This is a genomic window from Streptomyces sp. NPDC015144 (assembly GCF_043079735.1).
GTDB lineage: Bacteria > Actinomycetota > Actinomycetes > Streptomycetales > Streptomycetaceae > Streptomyces.
On the sequence record NZ_JBIBUU010000014.1, the window covers coordinates 22099 to 41228 of the forward strand.

At 73.3% G+C, this 19130-nt stretch carries 13 protein-coding genes; 12 read left to right on the plus strand and 1 reads right to left on the minus strand.

Annotated features, from left to right (window positions below; all coding sequences use genetic code 11):
• Nucleotides 1-30: 30 nt before the first annotated feature.
• From ACF08W_RS23065 to ACF08W_RS23090, 6 genes are all read left to right on the plus strand, one after another.
• Nucleotides 31-3345, plus strand: coding sequence for a type 2 lanthipeptide synthetase LanM family protein (locus tag ACF08W_RS23065; protein WP_392280383.1), 3315 nt, complete (start codon nucleotides 31-33; stop codon nucleotides 3343-3345).
• Entirely contained in the window at nucleotides 3339-3848 is a 510-nt protein-coding gene (locus ACF08W_RS23070; RefSeq protein ID WP_352275860.1) for a hypothetical protein, read from the plus strand. Before ACF08W_RS23065 ends, ACF08W_RS23070 begins: the two co-directional genes overlap by 7 nt.
• On the plus strand, nucleotides 3845-5992 hold the full coding sequence (locus tag ACF08W_RS23075) for a peptidase domain-containing ABC transporter (protein ID WP_392280384.1): 2148 nt from the start codon (nucleotides 3845-3847) through the stop codon (nucleotides 5990-5992). The genes ACF08W_RS23070 and ACF08W_RS23075 overlap by 4 nt, the downstream gene beginning before the upstream one ends.
• A 52-nt stretch (nucleotides 5993-6044) precedes the next feature.
• Complete coding sequence (locus ACF08W_RS23080; RefSeq protein WP_392280385.1) at nucleotides 6045-6557, plus strand: multidrug transporter; 513 nt, start codon at nucleotides 6045-6047, stop codon at nucleotides 6555-6557.
• A gap of 110 nt (nucleotides 6558-6667) precedes the next feature.
• The gene (locus tag ACF08W_RS23085; RefSeq protein WP_392280386.1) at nucleotides 6668-7621 is read left to right on the plus strand and encodes an ABC transporter ATP-binding protein; all 954 of its coding nucleotides are present in this window, start codon (nucleotides 6668-6670) and stop codon (nucleotides 7619-7621) included.
• Complete coding sequence (locus ACF08W_RS23090; RefSeq protein ID WP_392280387.1) at nucleotides 7618-8499, plus strand: ABC transporter permease subunit; 882 nt, start codon at nucleotides 7618-7620, stop codon at nucleotides 8497-8499. Before ACF08W_RS23085 ends, ACF08W_RS23090 begins: the two co-directional genes overlap by 4 nt.
• Nucleotides 8500-8547: 48 nt before the next feature.
• Here ACF08W_RS23090 and ACF08W_RS23095 read toward each other — a convergent pair whose 3' ends face one another.
• Nucleotides 8548-9504, minus strand: a complete 957-nt coding sequence (locus ACF08W_RS23095; protein ID WP_385207733.1) for a BTAD domain-containing putative transcriptional regulator — start codon at nucleotides 9502-9504, stop codon at nucleotides 8548-8550.
• 468 nt (nucleotides 9505-9972) lie between these two features.
• Here ACF08W_RS23095 and ACF08W_RS23100 point away from each other — a divergent pair, with 468 nt between their 5' ends.
• The 6 genes from ACF08W_RS23100 (at nucleotide 9973) to ACF08W_RS23125 (ending at nucleotide 19080) form a co-directional block, all read left to right on the plus strand.
• Nucleotides 9973-10788, plus strand: coding sequence for a TIGR03084 family metal-binding protein (locus ACF08W_RS23100; protein WP_392280388.1), 816 nt, complete (start codon nucleotides 9973-9975; stop codon nucleotides 10786-10788).
• Between the two features lie 77 nt (nucleotides 10789-10865).
• A complete protein-coding gene (locus ACF08W_RS23105) occupies nucleotides 10866-12620 on the plus strand; it encodes an acyclic terpene utilization AtuA family protein (RefSeq protein ID WP_392280479.1) in 1755 nt (584 codons plus the stop codon).
• Nucleotides 12617-14215 (plus strand): acyl-CoA carboxylase subunit beta, encoded by a 1599-nt coding sequence (locus ACF08W_RS23110; protein WP_392280389.1) that lies wholly within the window; start codon nucleotides 12617-12619, stop codon nucleotides 14213-14215. The genes ACF08W_RS23105 and ACF08W_RS23110 overlap by 4 nt, the downstream gene beginning before the upstream one ends.
• A gap of 7 nt (nucleotides 14216-14222) precedes the next feature.
• Entirely contained in the window at nucleotides 14223-16283 is a 2061-nt protein-coding gene (locus tag ACF08W_RS23115; RefSeq protein WP_392280390.1) for a biotin carboxylase N-terminal domain-containing protein, read from the plus strand.
• Nucleotides 16280-17461 (plus strand): acyl-CoA dehydrogenase family protein, encoded by a 1182-nt coding sequence (locus ACF08W_RS23120; RefSeq protein WP_385207745.1) that lies wholly within the window; start codon nucleotides 16280-16282, stop codon nucleotides 17459-17461. The genes ACF08W_RS23115 and ACF08W_RS23120 overlap by 4 nt, the downstream gene beginning before the upstream one ends.
• Before the next feature lie 44 nt (nucleotides 17462-17505).
• On the plus strand, nucleotides 17506-19080 hold the full coding sequence (locus ACF08W_RS23125; RefSeq protein WP_392280391.1) for a 4-coumarate--CoA ligase family protein: 1575 nt from the start codon (nucleotides 17506-17508) through the stop codon (nucleotides 19078-19080).
• Nucleotides 19081-19130: the final 50 nt, after the last annotated feature.

The following is a 19130-nucleotide window of genomic DNA, read 5'->3' on the forward strand; positions in this document are numbered from 1 at the left end:
TCATGTTTATGCCCCAGGAGGAAGAGCGGAATGCCTGACGTCGCAAGCGAGCACCCCATCGGCGGGTCGGCGGGGGTCCACCTCCCCTGGCACCGGGCCGCCACCCTGGCCGAAAGGCTCGGCGGTACCCCGTCGCGGATCGACCCGGTGCGGGGCGAGAAGCGCCTGGCCATGTGGAGGGAGCTGGCGCCCCTGACCGGTGAACGCGCCACCCTGGACGCACGGCTGGCACCGCTGGGCGTCACCGCCGACGAACTGACCGCCCTGCTCGGGGAGAGCGACGACTCCCTCGTCGCCCGCCTGACGGACGAACCCGACTGGCACCGGACCTTCCGGCGGTGGTGGGCCGAAGGCATGGCCACCACGGACGCCACCCGCCGCCTCGACCCGGACATGGGCCTCCTGGAAGTGATACGCCCGCTCGTGGAAGGCGCCGTCCACGAACTCGACGCGCTCGTCGAGGAACGGGTACGGGGCAGCGACGACCCCGTCCTCGCCGACCTCGGGCACGTTCTCGACGTCGTCCGCGCGACCGCCCCCGCCGCCGACCTCCTCGGCCACGTGCAGCGCACTCTCGTCCTCGAACTCAACATCGCCCGGGTCGAGGACCGCCTCGACGGCGAGACCCCCGAGGAACGCTTCTCCTCCTACGTCGGACTCCTCCGGTCGGAGGCCGACGCACTCGCCCTCTGGGACGAATACCCGGTCCTGGCACGGCTGATCGTGGCCCAGCTCCGGTTCTGGATCGACACCCGGGTCGAGCTGATCGAAGCGCTCGTGGCCGATCTGCCCGTGCTGCGCGGGAGCCTGCTCGCCGCCCAGGAGCCCCGGCGGCTGGTCCGCCTGGAGTTCGGCGCCGGCGACAAGCACCGGCGGGGCCGCTCCGTCGCCATGGTCGAGTTCGACACCGCCACCCTGGTCTTCAAACCCCGTCCGCTGGCCATGGACACCGCCTTCGACGGACTCCTGGACTGGGTCAACCGGCAGGAGACCCCGCACGACCTGGCCCGGATCGGCATCGTGGACCGGGGCGACCACGGATGGGTCGAACAGGTCGACACCACCGCGACCACCGACGCCGAGGGCGGCGACCGGTACGCCTGGCGGCTCGGCGCCCTGACCTCGCTCCTCTACCTCCTGCACGCCACCGACTTCCACTTCGAGAACGTGCTGGCCGCGGGCGAGTACCCGGTCCTCGTCGACCTGGAGGCGCTGCTGCACAACGACAAGACCGCGGCGGTCGTCAAGATCGACGGTGAGACGGACATCGCCGCGGTCACCCTCGCCGACTCCGTCCAGTCCGTGGGCATCCTCCCCAACCGCCTGCTGGTGCGCGGCGAGGACGGCACCTTCGGCCTGGATGTCAGCGGACTCGCGGGACACGGCGGGCAGTTGACGCCCATGGCGGTGCCCATCTGGGAGGACAGCGGCACCGACCGCATGCGGCTGGTCAAGCGGCGGATGGAGATGGACGCCGAGCGCAACCACCCGATGACCGCCGACGGGGAACCGATCGACCTGGTCGGCCGGGTCGACGCGTTCGTCGAGGGCTTCACCCACGTCTACCGGCTCCTGGAAGCGGGGCGGGACGAACTGCTCGCCCCCGGCGGGGCGCTGGCCGCCTTCGGTCCCGTACGGACCCGGCTCATCGCCAGACCGACCCACATCTACGGGCGGCTGCTGCTGGAGAGCACCCACCCGGACTTCATGCGCGACGGCCTCGACCACTCCCGCTCGCTCGCCCGGCTGGCCGGCGGCCACATCGAGATGCCGGAGTCCCGCACCGCGATGGTCCTGGACGAGGTCGCCGAACTCACCCTCGGGGACATCCCCATGTTCACCGTCGACGCGGAGGACGGGACCCTGCGCGGCGGGCTGGACGAGGCACCCATCGGCACCCGCTACCCGCCGCTCACCGCCGTACGCGAACGCCTCCTCGCCCTCGGCGACGCCGACCTCGCCTTCCAGGAACGCGTCATCCGCTCGTGCGTCGCCGCCACCGCGATGGGGGAGAGCGACGCCCGCTGGCCCAACTGGCACCGGCCCCGGATGGACGGCGCCGCCGACCCCGGCGACTTCGCCGAGGAGGCGCTGCGGCTGGCGCGCCGCCTGTCCGACCTGTGCGTCCGCGACGAACACGGCCTGGGCTGGATCGGGCTGGACCTCGTCGACGAGAAGTACTGGCAGTACGCGCCCGCCCCCATCGGCCTCTACACCGGGACCGCCGGCATCGCGCACGCCCTCGACGCCGTCGCGGCCGTCACCGGTGACGAGCGCACCGGCGAGCTGGCCCGAGCCGCCTTCGACCAGGTGGCGAAGCGGTCGCTGCTCATCGCCGAGACGCTGGCGGGCCTCGCGAAGAAGCCCGGGGCCAACGAGTTCGGCATCGGCGCGTTCGGCCCGTTCGGCGGCGCCGTCTACGCCCTCGCCCACGCGGCCGTGCGCCACGACCGGCCCGAGTACGCCGAGGCCGCGGCCGCCCTGCTGCCCGCCGTCGACGAACTCGCCGACGACGACGGACTCCTGGACATCGTCTCCGGCTCGGCGGGCGCGATCCTCGCCCTCCTCGCCCTGGAAGCGGCCCGGCCGGGCACCGGAGCGGCCCGGATCGCGGTGCGCTGCGCCGACCGGCTGCTGGCCACCCGGCAGGAACACGGCGACGGATGGGGCTGGGCCACCCCGATCAACCCGGAGGAGCCGCTCGCGGGCTTCTCGCACGGCGCCTCCGGCATCGCGTACGCCCTCGCCCGGCTCGACCGGGTCGCCCCCCGGCCCGAGTACCGGGAGGCCGTCCGGCGCGCGCTCGCGTACGAGCGGACCGTCTTCGACCCGGAGCTGCGCACCTGGCGCGACCTGCGGCCGGCCAACCTCGGCGGGCGCACGGTCATGAACGCCTGGTGCCACGGCGCCCCGGGCATCGCGATGGCCCGCACCGCCCTCCACGGGCTGGGCACCGTCCCGGACCTCGCCGACCTGGTCGAGAGCGAGCGGCACACGGCCGTGCTCGCCGCCATCTCGACGGGGCTCGACCTCGACCCGGTGTCCGGTCTCGGCAACCACAGCCTCTGCCACGGGGACATCGGCAACCTGCTCATCATCGACGGGAGCACCAGGGCCGACCAGGAACCCCAGGTGGCCGACCTGCTGCCCCGGGTGTGGAAGACCCTGCTGCACGAGGGGCGGGAGAACGGCTGGCTGTGCGGCGTCCCGAAGGGCGTGGAGACACCCGGCCTCATGACCGGACTGGCCGGCATCGCCTGGGGCCTGGCCCGCAAGGCCGCACCCGGGCAGGTACCGGACCTGCTGACGCTCGCCGCCCCCGAACCCCGGGGGGCGACGTGCTGAACGGCGTGTCCGCCCCCGAGGCCCCGGACGGCACGCTCGCCGACGGCGTCTACCGGCCGAGCATGGTGGCCGCCTACCGCGCCAACCCGCGCGGCGCCGCCCGCACCGGGTTCCACCCCGAACGGATGCGGCCCCGGTGGCGCTGGGCCCTGGCCGCGACCCTGCTCCTCGTCCTCACCGCGGCGGCGGGCCTCGTGGTGCGGGTGCCGGTCGGGCCGACCGGCACCCTCGCCGGGGTCAACGGGCGCCAGGGCGTGCTGGCCTTCCCGGGATTCAGCCCGCCGGCCAAGGGCAGCGACGTCCTGCTGCGGGTGGACGGCCGGGACATGGAGGGCCGGGTGAAGGACTTCCGGACCGGCCAGGGCGGGACCCAGGTCACCATGGTGCTCGTCGAACTCCCCGACGGTGTCGCCGACGGGCTGGAGGAGGGCGCGTCCGTCGTCCTCGACCAGGGCACCCGCCCCCTGCTCCTGGACCTCTGGAACGAAAGGGGCGACCAGTGAGTGCTGTCCGCCGCAGGGTACCCGTGCGGCTGCAGTCGACCTCGGTCGAATGCGGTGTCGCCGCCCTCGCCATGGTGCTCGGCCACCACGGCCGCTCCACCACCGTCGCGGAGCTGCGCGACCGGATGGTGCTCTCGCGCGACGGGGCGAGCGCCGCCTCCATCGCCCGGCAGGCACGCGAACTCGGCATGAAGGTACGGGCGTTCCGGGCGGAGCCGGACGCGCTGCGCGGGCTCGCCCTGCCGCTGATCGTGCACTGGGGGATGAACCACTTCGTCGTCGTCGAGCGCTTCACCCGCCGCGGCGTCGACATCGTCGATCCGGCGTCCGGGCGGCGGCGCATCACCTACGCGGAACTCGACGCGTCCTTCACCGGGGTCGCGCTGGAGCTGGAGCCGACCGAGGAGCTCGAACGCCGCGACGGCGCCGAGGCGGGACTGTGGTCCTTCGTCCGGCCCTTCCTGCCCCGTTCCGTGCCCGTCGTCGCCGCGGTCGTCGGGGCCTCGGCCGCGCTCACCCTCCTCGGGCTGCTCCCGGCGTTCCTGACGGCGTACGTCGTCGACCGCGTCCTGCCGGGGCGCGGCGAGGACACCCTGCTCGTCCTGGCGGCCGGTCTCGTCGCGTACACCATCAGCCACGGGCTGATGACGCTGGCGAGGGCCGAACTGCTGCTGTGGCTGCAGACCCGGATGGACTGGTCGATGATGGGGACGTTCCTCAGACATCTGATGTCCCTGCCGTACAAGTTCTTCCAGCTCCGCACCGGGGGCGACCTGCTCGTCCGGGTGTCGAGCATGACGTACGTCCGGGACGCGATCTCCAGCCAGCTCCTGGCGGTCCTGCTCGACGTGGCGCTGCTCGGCGTCTACCTCGTGGTGATCGGCTTCACGTCGCTGCTGTTCGTCGCCGCGATCCTCGCCGTGGCCGCCGTGCAGCTCGCGGTCATGTTCGCCTCGGCCCGGACCGCCCAGCGGCTGACCGAGCGCGAACTCCAGGCGCTCGGGGAGGCGCAGAGCACGCTCCTGGAGGCGGTCACCGGTGCCGAGACGGTCAAGTCCTCCGGTGCCGAACACGTCGTGGTGCAGCGCTGGTCGGGGAAGTTCGCCGAGCAGCTGGAGTCCTCCGTTCGCCGGAGCAGGCTGGACAACACGATCGACGGCGTCCTCGGCATGCTGGGCACCGCGTCCCCGCTGCTCATGCTCGTCCTCGGCGCGTACCTCGTCTTCAGCGACAACATGTCGCTCGGGACGATGCTCGCGCTCATCGCCCTGGCCGGCTCCGCGCTCGCCCCGGTGGCCCAACTCGGGCGCGGGATCAAGACGTTCCAGACCATCCGGGTCCACCTCGACCGGTTGCGCGACGTGCTCAACGAACCCCCGGAGTCCGTGGGCCAGGGCACCGGGAAGGTCGATCTGAACGAGCCGATCACCCTGACCGACGTGGGCTTCCGCTACTCCGGGGACGGGCCGGAGGCCCTGTCCGGGATCTCGCTCACCGTCCGGCCGGGCGAGAAGATCGCCATCGTCGGCAGCAGCGGATCGGGGAAGTCCACCCTGGCCCGGCTCATCCTCGGGCTCTACGACCCGACCGACGGGGAGATCACCTACGGGTCCACCCCGCTGACCGAACTGGACCTCGGCCATCTGCGCCGCCAGTGCGGTGTCGTCACCCAGGACGCGGACATCTTCAGCGGGTCGGTGCTCACCAACATCGCGCTGGTCATGCCCGACGCCACCCTCGACGACGTCGTCGAGGCGGCCCGCCTCGCCGCCGTCCACGACGACATCACGCACATGCCGATGGGGTACGAGACGATCCTCGGCGAGGGCGGCAACGGCCTCTCCGGCGGGCAGCGGCAGCGGGTGGCGCTGGCCCGCGCCGTCGTGCACCGGCCGAGGGTCCTGCTGCTCGACGAGGCCACCAGCCACCTGGACGCCACCACCGAGGCGACCGTGCACGAGAACCTCTCGGCACTCGACTGCACCCGCATCGTCATCGCGCACCGCCTGAGCACCGTGCGCGACGCGGACCGCATCCTGGTCATCGACCGCGGCCGGATCGTCGAGGACGGAAACCACGAGGATCTGGTCGCACGGGGCGGCGCGTACGCGGCGCTCGTTGGACAGCAACTGGTCCATGACTGACCGGTTCTCGCGCACGGGCCCACGGCCCGGCCCCGCACGCGATGCTGGGAGCGTGACCCCTGCGACACGCTCCCGCACCGCGTTGCTGAACCGGCTGCGCACGCTGGCCCTGGTGGAGGCGGCGGACGCCGTACTGATCGGCTGGGTGGTGTTCGCCGCCTTCGGCGCGCCCGCCAACGCCGCGAACACGGTGGGCTTCGCCCTGACGGCCGGACTCCTGCTCATCGGGTCCGCCTACTGGGCGCTGAAACACCGGCAACTGCGGACCGGGGCGGCGCTGCCGTCGGCGATCGGGGCGTTCCGCCCGCTCCGGTCGCTGTGCGCCCTGGCCCTGCTGGCCGGCCCGTTCGTCATCGCGGTCCCGGCCGTCCAGGGCCGGCCGCCGTCGCACTGGGCCCCCGGCCTTCTGCTGTACGGCCTGGCCCTGGCGGAGTACGTCAACTACTTCCACCGGCAGCTCATGCACGACACCCGGGCGGACTGGCGCCGGCTGCTGCGCACCCGCCGTCCGCGCCGGTCGCACCTGGCGGCGGATCTGCGCGCCCACCGCGACCGGCGGCGATGACACCCCGTCCCGCCCCGTACGACCTCGACGGCCCGACGACCCCAGCGGCTCCCGAGCGCCGTGCCGGGAGGCCCGGCACGGCCGCCGCGCGCACGTGAGGAGCAGAGTTCATGACCCCGACGGAAGCGGCGAACGCGCCGGACCCGGCAGGAGGCCGGCCCATCGAGTTCCGGGCCCTGTCGAAGCGGTACCGGGACAGATGGGCGGTGCGGGACCTGTCCTTCACCGTCGCGCCGGGACGCGTCACGGGCTTCCTCGGCCCCAACGGCGCGGGCAAGTCGACGACGCTCCGGATGCTCCTCGGCCTGACCGCCCCGACGTCCGGCACCGCCACCGTCGGCGGACGGCCGTACCGGGACCTGGAGCAGCCGCTCGCGACGGTCGGGGCGATGCTCGACGAGTCCGGTACGCACCGCAGGCGCACGGGCCGTGACCACCTGCGCGTGCAGTGCGCGGCGACGGGCCTGCCGGCCCGGCGGGCGGACGAGGTGCTCGACCGGGTCGGACTGGCCGCGGCCGGCGGGCGCCGCTACGAGGAGTACTCGCTCGGCATGCGCCAACGCCTCAACCTCGCCCAGGCGCTGCTCGGCGACCCGCCCGTCCTCGTGCTGGACGAGCCCACCAACGGGCTCGACCCGGAGGGGATCGCCTGGATGCGGGCGCTGCTGCGGACCCTGGCGGCCGAGGGCCGCACCGTGCTCGTCTCCAGCCATCTGATCGCCGAGGTCGAGCAGACCGCCGACGACCTCGTGATCATCAGCCGGGGACGGCTGGTGGCGGAGGGGGCGAGCCGGGAGATCGCCGCCCGGGTGCGGGGCGAGGCCCGGGTGCGGGTCCGCGTGGCGCTCCCCGCCGAGCTGGCGTCGGCGCTCGTCCGGGCCGGAGCGTCCGTGGACCGCCCGCCCGCCGAGGAGGGCCTCCTGGTCGTGAGCGGCCTCGGGGCGGGCGCGGTGGCCGCGGCGGCGGCCGCCCACGGCGGGGAACTGTACGAACTGACCGAGGACACACCCGATCTGGAGCAGGCGTTCCTCCAGCTCACCCAGGGAGAGGCGGAGATCCGGTGAGGCGACTGATCGGCAGCGAACTGCTCAAGCTCCGCACGCTGCCCACCTGGTGGGTCACCGGTGCGGCGATGGCCGGTGCGGCGGTGCTCCTCGCGCTGTGGAACAGCTGGCAGGCCCATACGTTCATGCAGCCGTTCGAGGACTACCTGTCCGGGGCGATCCTGACCCCCCGCGAGGAGATGTCCGCCGAACAGGTCGGCACAATGCGGGAGTTGTGGGAGACCCAGAGCGCTCCGGGCCGTATCGCCGCGACCCTCTACACCTCCGGGCAGAGCTTCGGCCTGCTGCTGTCGGGTGTGGTGGCGGTCCTGCTGGTGACCAACGAGTACCACTACCGGACCCTGACGGCCACGTTCCTCGCGGCGCCGCGACGGGGCCGCGTCGTCGTCGCCAAACTCGTCGCGGTCGTGCTCTCCTCGGCCGGGCTGTGGCTGGTGGCGACCCTGGGAAGCGTCCTGGTGGGCGGGGTCTTCCTGTCGACGCAGGGGGCCGGCCTCGGGCTCGGGCGCGGGGACGTGCTCGGCGCGGTCCTGCTGAACCTGGCCGCCTACATGGTGTGGGGTGTGTTCGGGTTCGGACTCGGGGTGCTCATCCGCAGTCAGACCGCTGCCACCGTCACCGCGGTGGTGCTCTACTTCCTGTCCTCGGTGGTCGTCGCGTTCGCCTTCCAGGTTCTCCACGATCTCGTCCTGGAGAAGGACTGGGTGCTTCAGGCGCAGGTGCTGCTGCCCGGGGTGGCGTCGCAGATCATGACCACGCCCGGCGAGCTCTTCGCCGGGGCTCCGGCCTCCTGGACGGGCGCCGTCGTGCTCGTCGGCTACGGGCTGGTGGGCGGCTTCGCGGGAACGCTGCTCCTGCTCCGGCGGGACGTCGCCTGAGCCCGGTGGTTGGAGGAGGACCACCGGACCCTCATCGGGGCCTCCGCGTCACTGGGAAGGGGGACGCGGAGGTCTTCGGCACGCGCACGGATCGGTGGAGGCCCGGGCCCGGGAGGCGACGAGTCGCACGGCCTCCTCGCGGTCCCAGTTGAGCGCCGCCGTCCGCATCGCCTCGATGCCCGGGGGCAGATCGAGCCCCAGGTCTTCCGCGAACAGCTTCTGGCAGCGGTTGACCGCCGACAGGGTGCTCACGGTGTCGCCGTGCAGGCAGTGCACCGCCGCGAGGAGTTCCCACAGGTGCTGCCGGTAGGGAGCCTCGGCGATCAGGCTCTCGATGCGGTAGGCCAGCATGGTGGTCCGGTCGGCGAGGACGGACGCGGTGAAGAGATCCTGATAGGCGTCCAGCCGGGCATTGTTGAGCCCGGCGACATGGGCGTTGAACCACCGGGTGGGCGGGAGATCCTGCCCGAAGGGGCCGTTCCAGAGGCTCACGGCCTGCTCCAGGGCGTCGGCCGCCGGCCCGGGCGCCCCGCCCAGCAGCCGTTTCCGGCCGCATTGGACCGCTGCGGTGAACCGCGGCAGATCGAATTCCGCGGCCTCGATCTGTAATCCGTATCCGCACTGGGCGCCCCGGTAGGTGCGCATCCGGTCGCCCAGTCCCGGTTCGATCTCGTCGAGATCCCTGCGTAACGCCGTGACGTGGCTGCGGAGGTTCGCCGTCGCCGACGCGGGCGGGTCGTCCCACAGGATCTCGCTGAACTCCGCGATCCCGATGGGTCTTCCGAACCGGAGGAGGCAGGCGGTGAGGACCGCGCGCCGGACGGGTGAGGTGACCGACATGGTCCTGCCGCGGACCGAGAGCCGCCCGAGGATGCCGAAGCACGGGTCCGGGCGCTCCGCGGGAGGGTCGGGCGCGGCCGCCGGGACCGGGGGCTCCGGCTCGTCGCCCGCGGTGCGGTCGGCGGGGCCGTCGGGGGCGTCCGGTTCCGGGTGACGGGTCAGCAAGTCTCCTCCCGCCCACGTCCGGCGGGGAGGGCGCCGGCCGCTGAAGGAGGGACCCCGGCTGTCCGATTCTCCCCGCCTCGCCAGGCCGGGGAAGAGCCTCTTCGTGCGGACTTCGGCGAGCTGCGACTCAAGCGCGTCATATTGTCTCCTGCTTGGTCAGGGCAGGGGGAATGCGCACAGGAGTTCCCCGTTCGTTCCCCCCGTTGGAACTGCGTTCACGCTCTCAGAGGGAGCGGGATTCGGCTAGCAACATCGGATAATTGATCCAAATTTCATGGCCGATAATCTTCCAGTCTTCGGTACTCGGGCGTAGCATCCGCCGCTTCCGTTCGTGGAGGTCCGACAGTCCCGCTCACTCTGCGCGCGCACGGCCGGGTCCGGACCGAAAAGCATGCAAGCGTGCTTGATTGTTTATGGCCCCGGTGCCATGCTCCTGGACACACCGCCACGCCCCGAGGGGAGCGCACCGTGTCCCAAGTCGCAGCCGTGCTCGGCGATCTGCGCGACGAGAGCGAGGAACTCGACCGGCTGGTCGGCGCCCTGGACCCCGGCCGGTGGTCCGCGCCGACCCCCGCGCCCGGCTGGGACATCGCCCGGCAGATCGCCCACCTCACCTGGACCGACGAGGTCGCGCTGCTGGCCGCGACCGACGCCGACGCCTTCGCCGGGGAGGTGGCCCGGGCCGCGGGGGCGCCCGACACCTTCGTGGACCGGGGCGCCGAGGAGATCGCCGCGGCCCACACCCCGCAGACCCTGCTCGCGCGCTGGCGCGAGGGGCGGGAGCGGCTGGCGGCGGTGCTGCGGGACGCGCCGGAGGGCACCCGCATCCCCTGGTACGGGCCGCCGATGAGCATCGCGTCCATGGCGACCGCCCGGCTCATGGAGACGTGGGCGCACGGCCAGGACATCGCCGACGCCCTCGGAACCGTCCGCGCCCCCACCGACCGGCTCCGCCACATCGCCCGGATCGGGGTACGGGCCCGCGACTACGCCTACCTGGTCCGGGGGCTGACGGCGCCCGGCGAGGAGTTCCGCGTCGAACTGGAGGCCCCCGGCGGCGCCACCGTCGCCTTCGGCCCCGAGGACGCGGCGCAGCGCGTGACCGGGCCGCTCCTCGACTTCTGCCTGCTCGTCACGCAACGGGCGCACCGCGACGACCTCGCCGTCCGGGCGGTCGGGCCCGACGCCGACCAGTGGCTCGGCATCGCCCAGGCCTTCGCCGGACCCCCCGGACCGGGCCGGGAACCCGGACAGGGCCGGACGCGGCGGGAGGGCGGCGCGTGACCGGCACACCGGACCCGGCCTCCGTACGGGGCGCGGCCGGGACACAGAGCGCGGCCGGGGCTCGGAGCGCGGCAGGCATACCGGGCGCGGCCGGGGTCCTGCGGATCGGCAATGCCTCCGGGTTCTACGGGGACCGCTTCGACGCCCTGCGCGAGATGCTCACCGGCGGCCCGCTCGACGTCCTCACCGGCGACTACCTGGCCGAGCTGACCATGCTCATCCTCGCCCGCAGCAGGCTCAAGAACCCCGACCGGGGCTACGCCACCACCTTCCTGCGCCAGCTGGAGGAGGGGCTCGGGCTCGCCCACGAGCGCGGGGTGCGGATCGTCACCAACGCGGGCGGGCTCAACCCGGCCGGACTGGCCACCGCCGTCCGGGAACTCGCGGAGAAGGTCGGCGTCCCGGTGCGCGTCGCCCACGTCGAGGGTGACAGCCTCCCCGTACCGGAGGGCTTCCTCACCGCCAACGCCTACCTCGGCGGCGCCGGGATCGCCGCCTGCCTCGACGCGGGCGCCGACATCGTCGTCACCGGGCGGGTCACCGACGCCGCGCTGGTCACCGGGCCCGCCGCCGCCCGCTTCGGCTGGGGCCCCGACGACCTGGACGCACTCGCCGGGGCCGTCGTCGCCGGACACGTACTGGAGTGCGGCACCCAGGCCACCGGCGGGAACTACGCCTTCTTCCGGGGCCACGACCTGCGCCGCCCCGGCTTCCCCGTCGCCGAGATCCACGCCGACGGCTCGTCCGTCATCACCAAGCACGACGGCACCGGCGGCGTCGTCGACGTCGGCACCGTCACCGCCCAACTGCTCTACGAGACCGGCGGCGCCCGCTACGCCGGGCCGGACGTCACCGCCCGGCTCGACACCGTACGGCTGGACCAGGACGGGCCCGACCGGGTCAGGATCTCCGGGGTGCGCGGCGAGGCCCCGCCACCCACCCTCAAGGTCGGGCTGAACCGGCTCGGCGGGTGGCGCAACGAGGTCGTCTTCGTCCTCACCGGCCTCGACATCGAGGAGAAGGCCCGGCTGGTGCGGGAGCAGTTCACCGACGCGCTCGACCGCTCCGGCACCCGCCCCGAGGAGGTGCGCTGGGAACTGGCCCGCACCGACCGGGCCGACGCCGCCACCGAGGAGACCGCCAGCGCCCTGCTCCGGCTCGTCGTCCGCGACCCCGACCCGGAGACCGTCGGCCGGGCCGTCTCCGGCACCGCGATCGAGCTGGCGCTCGGCAGCTACCCCGGCTTCCACGTCACCGCCCCGCCCGGGAAGGGCGCCCCGTACGGGGTGTTCGAGGCCCGGTACGTACCGGTCGGCGAGGTCCCCCACCTGGCCGTCCTGCCCGACGGGCGGCGCGTGACCGTGCCGCCCCCGGCCACGACCCGGCCGCTGCGGGACGCCGACGAACCCGCGCTCCCCGCCCCCCTCGCCGACCCCGGCCCCACCCGCCCCGCCCCGCTCGGCCGGATCGCGGGCGCCCGCAGCGGCGACAAGGGTGGCGACGCCAACGTGGGCGTCTGGGCCGTCGACGAGGACGCCTGGCGGTGGCTGGCCCACGAACTGACCGTCGACCGCTTCCAGGAACTCCTCCCGGAGACCGCCCCGCTCACCGTCGTACGCCATGTCCTGCCCCACCTGCGCGCCCTGAACTTCACCGTGCACGGGCTGCTCGGCGAGGGCGTCGCCGCCCAGCACCGCTTCGACCCGCAGGCCAAGGCGGTGGGGGAGTGGCTGCGCTCCCGGCACCTGCCGATCCCCGTATCGCTGCTGGAAGCCGCCCGGGGACGGGAAACGGACCCGGCCGCCCACGTACCACCGGAGGCGCACGCATGACCGTCCTGCCCACCGCGCTCGACACCACGGGCCCCGAGTACACCGCCCACCGCACGGCGATGCTCGCCCGACTCGACGAACTCGCCGCCGAACACACCAGGGCGCAGGCGGGCGGCGGCGAGAAGTACGTGGCCCGGCACCGCGCCCGGGGCAAACTCCTGGCCCGGGAACGCATCGAGCTGCTGATCGACGAGGACACCCCGTTCCTCGAACTGTCGCCGCTCGCCGCCTGGGGCAGCGACTACGCCGTGGGCGCCTCGCTCGTCACCGGGATCGGGGTGATCGAGGGCGTGGAGTGCCTGATCACCGCCAACGACCCGACCGTACGCGGCGGCGCCTCCAACCCCTGGACCCTGAAGAAGGCCCTGCGCGCCAACGAGATCGCCTTCGCCAACCGGCTGCCCTGCGTCAGCCTCGTCGAGTCCGGCGGCGCCGACCTGCCGTCCCAGAAGGAGATCTTCATCCCCGGCGGGGCCCTCTTCCGCGACCTGACCCGGCTCTCCGCGGCCGGCATCCCCACCGTCGCCGTCGTCTTCGGGAACTCCACCGCGGGCGGCGCGTACGTCCCCGGCATGTCCGACCACACCGTCATGATCAAGGACCGGTCCAAGGTCTTCCTCGGCGGACCGCCCCTGGTCAAGATGGCCACCGGCGAGGAGAGCGACGACGAATCGCTCGGCGGCGCCGAGATGCACGCCCGCACCTCCGGCCTCGCCGACCACTACGCCGTCGACGAGCAGGACGCGCTGCGCCAGGCCCGCCGCATCGTCGCCCGCCTCAACTGGCGCAAGGCCCACCCCGACCCCGGCCCCACCGCACCGCCCAAGTACGACGAGGACGAACTCGTCGGCATCGTCCCCGGCGACCTCAAGGTCCCCTTCGACCCCCGCGAGGTCATCGCCCGCCTCGTCGACGGCTCCGACTTCGACGCGTTCAAACCGCTCTACGGGACCAGCCTGGTCACCGGCTGGGCCACCCTCCACGGCTACCCGGTCGGCATCCTCGCCAACGCGCAGGGCGTGCTGTTCAGCGAGGAGTCGCAGAAGGCCGCCCAGTTCATCCAGCTCGCCAACCAGCGCGACATCCCGCTGCTCTTCCTCCACAACACCACCGGCTACATGGTCGGCAAGGAGTACGAACAGGGCGGCATCATCAAACACGGCGCCATGATGATCAACGCGGTGTCCAACTCGAAGGTCCCCCACCTCTCCGTGCTGATGGGCGCCTCCTACGGGGCCGGGCACTACGGCATGTGCGGCCGCGCCTACGACCCGCGGTTCCTCTTCGCCTGGCCGAGCAGCAAGTCCGCCGTCATGGGCCCGCAGCAGCTCGCCGGGGTGCTCTCCATCGTCGCCCGCGCCTCCGCCGCCGCCAAGGGACAGCCCTACGACGACGAGGCCGACGCGGCGCTGCGCGCCATGGTCGAGCAGCAGATCGAGTCCGAGTCCCTGCCGATGTTCCTCTCCGGGCGGCTGTACGACGACGGGGTCATCGACCCCCGCGACACCAGGACCGTCCTCGGGATGTGCCTGTCCGCGATCCACACCGCCCCGGTCGAAGGCGCCCGCGGCGGCTTCGGCGTCTTCCGGATGTGAGGCCCTGATGATCTCCACGCTGCTCGTCGCCAACCGGGGCGAGATCGCCTGCCGGATCTTCCGGACCTGCCGCGAACTCGGCATCGCCACCGTCGCCGTGTACTCCGACGCGGACGCCGACGCCCTCCACGTACGGGAGGCCGACACCGCCGTACGGCTGCCCGGCGCCGCCCCCGCCGACACCTACCTGCGCGGCGGACTCGTCGTACGCGCCGCGCTCGCCGCCGGGGCCGACGCCGTCCACCCCGGCTACGGCTTCCTCTCCGAGAACGCCGGATTCGCCCGCGACGTCCAGGACGCCGGGCTCCTCTGGGTGGGCCCGCCCCCCAAGGCCATCGAGCTGATGGCCTCCAAGACCCGCGCCAAGGAACTCATGGCCGAAGCCGGGGTGCCGCTGCTCGCCCCCGTCGACCCGGACCGGGCCACCGCCGAGGACCTGCCGCTGCTCCTCAAGGCGGCGGCGGGCGGCGGCGGCCGGGGCATGCGCATCGTCCGTGAACTGGCCCAACTGCAAGCTGAGTTGACGGCAGCGACGGCCGAGGCGACCGCCGCGTTCGGGGACGGCGAGGTCTTCGCCGAGCCGTACGTGGAACGCGGCCGTCATGTCGAGGTCCAGATCATGGCCGACGCGCACGGCGGGGTCTGGGCGCTCGGCACCCGCGACTGCTCCCTCCAGCGCCGCCACCAGAAGGTCGTCGAGGAAGCCCCCGCCCCCGGTCTCGACGACGCCGAGCGCACCCGGCTGCACGACGCCGCCACCGCCGCCGCCCAGGCGGTCGGCTACCGGGGCGCGGGCACCGTCGAATTCCTCCTCGCCGCCGACGGGCGCCCGTACTTCCTGGAGATGAACACCCGCCTCCAGGTCGAACACCCCGTCACAGAGGCCGTCTTCGGGACCGACCTCGTCGCCCTGCAACTCCGCGTCGCCGAGGGCGACGCCCTCCCGACCCCGACGCCCCCGGAGCCGCGCGGCCACGCCGTCGAGGCCCGCCTCTACGCCGAGGACCCGGCCCGCGACTGGCAGCCCCAGACCGGCACCCTGCACACCCTGGACGTGCCCGGCGGGCCCGGCGTCCGGCTCGACACCGGATACACGGACGGCGACACCATCGGCGTCCACTACGACCCGATGATCGCCAAGGTCGTCGCCCACGCCGCCACCCGCGCCGAGGCCGTACGCCTGCTCGCCCGCACTCTGGAACGCGCCCGGATCCACGGCCCGGTCACCAACCGCGACCTGCTCGTACGGTCCCTGCGCCACCCGGACTTCCGCGCCGCCCGCTTCGACACCGGCTTCTACGACCGCCACCTCACCGCCCTCACGGCGGCCCCCGAAGTGGCGGCCCCCGAAACCGCGGCCCCCGAATCGGAGGCCCCCGAAACCACCGGGCCGGAAGGCGCGGAAGCCGCCGCTCCGGAAGCGCCCCGCACCCCCGTGCACCGCGCCGTCCTCGCCGCCGCCCTCGCCGACGCCGCCGCCCGCCGCGCGGGCCCCGGACCCGGCCCCGTACGCCTGGGCGCCTGGCGGAACCTCCCCGCGCCGCCCCACGTCAAGCGCTACCGCGCCGAACCGGACGGCACCGAGTACGAGGCCGCCTACCGCACCACCCGCACCGGCCCCGTCCCCGTGACCGGCGAACGCGTCGTCGCCACCGCCCCCGACCGCGTCACCCTCGAAACCCCGGACGGCCTCACCCACCACTACGACATCGCCGTCCACCAGGGCACCGCCTACGTGGACACCGCCACCGGCTCGTACACCCTCACCCCCCTGCCCCGCTTCACCGACCCCACCGACCGCACCGAACCCGGCTCCCTGCTCGCCCCCATGCCCGGCACCGTCGTCCGCCTCGCCGACGGCCTGGCCCCCGGCGCCCGGGTCGAGGCCGGGCAGACCCTCATCTGGCTGGAGGCGATGAAGATGGAACACCGCGTCCTCGCCCCCGCCTCCGGCACCCTCGCCGCCCTCCACGCCACCCTCGGCCGACAGGTCGAGGTGGGCACCCTGCTCGCAGTCGTCACCGAATCCGCGGACACGCGGTCCGCACAGACTGGGGAGAACGCATGACCGCCGCCAGCAGCACGTCGAGCACCGTCCTCGAAACCGAGGAACAGCAGGCCCTCCGCGCCGCCGTCGCCGCCCTCGGCAAGCGCTACGGACGCGACTACATGACCTCCGTCGTCCGCGACGGCGCCCACCCCCGCGAACTCTGGGCCGACGCAGCCAAGCTCGGCTACCTCGGCGTGAACCTGCCCGAGGAGTACGGTGGCGGGGGCGGCGGCATGGCCGAACTCTCCATAGTCCTAGAAGAGTTGGGAGCGGCCGGAAGTCCGCTGCTCATGATGGTGGTCTCCCCGGCGATCTGCGGCACCGTCATCGCCCGGTTCGGCACCGAGGACCAGAAGCGCGCCTGGCTCCCCGGCCTCGCCGACGGCAGCCTCACCATGGCCTTCGGCATCACCGAACCCGACGCCGGGTCCAACTCCCACCGCATCACCACCACCGCCCGCAGGGACGGCGACGACTGGCTGCTCACCGGCCGCAAGGTCTTCGTCTCCGGCGTCGACATCGCCGACGCCACCCTCATCGTCGGCCGCACCGAGGACGCCCGGACCGGCCGGCTCAAGCCCTGCCTCTTCATCGTCCCGCGCGAGGCCCCCGGCTTCGGCCGCACCCCGATCGACATGGAACTCCAGGCCCCGGAGAAGCAGTTCGAACTCGTCCTGGACGACGTACGCCTGCCTGCCGACGCGCTGGTCGGCGATGAGGACGCCGGACTCCTCCAACTCTTCGCCGGACTCAACCCCGAGCGCATCATGACCGCCGCGTTCGGCATCGGCATGGGCCGCTACGCCCTGGACCGGGCCGTCGACTACGCCAGGACCCGCCAGGTCTGGAAGGAGCCCATCGGCGCCCACCAGGCCATCGCCCACCCCCTGGCCCAGGCCCACATCGAGCTGGAGCTGGCCCGCCTGATGATGCAGAAGGCCGCCCGGCTCTACGACGACGGCGACGACATCGGCGCGGGCGAGGCCGCCAACATGGCGAAGTACGCGGCCGGCGAGGCCTGCGTCAAGGCCGTCGACCAGGCCGTCCACACCCTCGGCGGCAACGGCCTCACCCGCGAGTACGGCCTCGCCTCCCTGATCACCGCGGCCCGGGTCGCCCGGATCGCCCCAGTCAGCCGGGAAATGATCCTGAACTACGTCTCCCACCAGTCCCTGGGCCTGCCCAAGTCCTACTGACCCCGCACCCCCGTCGATCCGTCGTCCTCCCGGAAGGGCCCGCCATGGCGCACGTGTTCCGCAGCGACCACCCCGACGTACCGCCGCTCGACCAGCCCCTCCACGACGCGGTCCTGGGCCGGGCCACCGCCGACCACGGCGACACCGTGGCCCTGATCGACGGGACGGACGACACCTCCGCCCTCACCTACCGGCAGCTCGACACCTTCCACCGCCGCATCGCCGCCGGACTCGCCGAGGCCGGACTCCGCAAGGGCGACGTGCTCGCCCTGCACAGCCCCAACACCATCGCCTACCCGGCGGTCTTCCTCGGCGCGACCCGGGCCGGGGCCACCGTCACCACCGTCCACCCGCTCGCCACGGCGGCGGAGTTCGCCAAGCAGCTCGCCGACTCCGCCGCCCGCTGGATCGTCACCGTCTCCCCGCTCCTGCCCACCGCCCTGGACGCCGCCGCCCGCGCCGGGGGCATCGAGCGGATCTACGTCTGCGACCGGGCCGAGGGCCACCCCTCCGTACTCGACCTGCTCACCACCACCGCCCCCGAACCCACCCCCGCCATCGACCCCGCCGAGGACATCGCGGCCCTCCCGTACTCCTCCGGCACCACCGGCGCCCCCAAGGGCGTCATGCTCACCCACCGCTCCATGGCCACCAACCTGGAGCAGCTGCGCCCCTTCATCCCCATGGGCCCGGGTGCCAGAATCCTGGCTGTTCTTCCGTTTTTTCACATTTACGGGCTTACGGCCCTGATGAACGCCCCGCTGCGGATGGGCGCCACCGTCGTCGTCCTGCCGCGCTTCGACCTCGACCAGTTCCTCGCCGCCGTGGAGAAGCACCGGATCACCGGCCTCTACGTGGCCCCGCCGATCGTCCTGGCCCTCGCCAAGCACCCCGCCGTCGAGCGGTACGACCTCTCCTCGCTGGAGTACGTCGTCAGCGCCGCCGCCCCGCTCGACGCGGCCCTCGCCGCCGCCTGCTCCGAGCGGCTGGGCCTGCCGCCGGTCCGCCAGGCGTACGGGATGACGGAGCTGTCGCCCGGCACCCACGTCGTCCCGCTCTCCGCCGAGAACCCGCCGCCCGGCGCGGTCGGCAGGCTGCTGCCCAGCACGGAGATGCGCCTCGTCCCGCTCTCCGACCCCTCGGACCCCGCCCCCTGCGCCGAGGGCGAGATCCTCATCCGGGGCCCCCAGGTGATGAAGGGCTACCTGGGCCGCCCCGAGGCCACCGCCGCCATGATCGACGCCGACGGCTGGCTGCACACCGGGGACGTGGGACGCGTCGACGAGGACGGCTGGCTCTTCGTCGTCGACCGGGTGAAGGAACTGATCAAGTACAAGGGCTACCAGGTCGCCCCCGCCGAACTCGAAGCCCTCCTCCTCACCCACCCGTCCATCGCCGACGCCGCCGTCATCGGCGTAACCGACGACGAGGGCAACGAGATCCCCCAGGCGTACGTGGTCCGCCGCCCCGACGCCCCCGGGCTCACCGCCGACGACGTCATGGCCTACGTCGCCGAGCGCGTCGCCCCGTACAAGAAGATCCGCCGCACCGAGTTCATCGACGCCGTCCCCCGCGCCGCCTCAGGCAAGATCCTGCGCCGCGAACTCCGGGCCCCGTGATCCCGATGGGTCACCACTGAGTGGCCAGGGCTCCCCGGCGCGATGACCCG

Excerpts from the sequence above, each read along its gene's own strand:
- ACF08W_RS23065 (WP_392280383.1), top strand. The coding sequence starts at position 31 with ATGCCTGACGTCGCAAGCGAGCACCCCATCGGCGGGTCGGCGGGGGTC.
- ACF08W_RS23085 (WP_392280386.1), top strand. The coding sequence starts at position 6,668 with ATGACCCCGACGGAAGCGGCGAACGCGCCGGACCCGGCAGGAGGCCGG.
- ACF08W_RS23110 (WP_392280389.1), top strand. The coding sequence starts at position 12,617 with ATGACCGTCCTGCCCACCGCGCTCGACACCACGGGCCCCGAGTACACC.
- ACF08W_RS23115 (WP_392280390.1), top strand. The coding sequence starts at position 14,223 with ATGATCTCCACGCTGCTCGTCGCCAACCGGGGCGAGATCGCCTGCCGG.
- ACF08W_RS23120 (WP_385207745.1), top strand. The coding sequence starts at position 16,280 with ATGACCGCCGCCAGCAGCACGTCGAGCACCGTCCTCGAAACCGAGGAA.
- ACF08W_RS23125 (WP_392280391.1), top strand. The coding sequence starts at position 17,506 with ATGGCGCACGTGTTCCGCAGCGACCACCCCGACGTACCGCCGCTCGAC.